General features: G+C 49.8%; 2 protein-coding genes. Both read right to left on the reverse strand.

All coding sequences use genetic code 11. The annotated features are described in order from the left end of the window. Positions 1–42: 42 nt before the first annotated feature. A complete protein-coding gene (locus AC5O77_RS22235; protein ID WP_001446648.1) occupies positions 43–297 on the reverse strand; it encodes a YkgJ family cysteine cluster protein in 255 nt (84 codons plus the stop codon). Next, the coding region (locus AC5O77_RS22240) for a hypothetical protein (protein ID WP_494507227.1) at positions 188–580 on the reverse strand (393 nt) is incomplete at its 5' end. The genes AC5O77_RS22240 and AC5O77_RS22235, both read right to left, overlap by 110 nt.

Here is a 580-nt window from a genome sequence, read left to right on the forward strand (position 1 = left end):
GATTATCGCCACTCTGTTTTGCTTACTACGGATTAAAGATGTTTAAGGCGCGGTCAGGATTTCCAGATCGATAAGCCAGGTCATCGCCTGCTGACGCGAGTTACCGCACATTTCAGCGCTGGCTTGTAAGCCTGCACAGACTTTCGGTCGCAGTGGCGAGGTGAAAATTTTACAGCGTTGCTGTTCATCAAGCTGAATGCAGGGCGTATTGGCGGGCTTGCCATCTGGCATACCGGGAATAGGGCTGGAAATTGAAGGGGCAGTGCAACACGCCCCGCAACCCGGACGGCATTCCATACGTTGTTCTCTTAAGGTTAACCACCGGATTGATGAGCGCGCACAGTACCACCTTTTTTGCACCAGCAAAAGTGCGAATACCACTTGCCCGAAAGGCCCGTCGCGAGTACTTTGTCGCGATATTTTTGACATTTTCGACTACAGGAATTTTTCGATGCCAAGAGCGAACGAAATTAAAAAAGGTATGGTACTGAATGACAACGGCAAACTGCTGCTGGTTAAGGATATTGATATTCAGTCGCCCACTGCCCACGGCCCGCTCTTGTAAAAGACAGTATATGCC

The organism is Stenotrophomonas sp. INTA L402-1, from assembly GCF_059295135.1.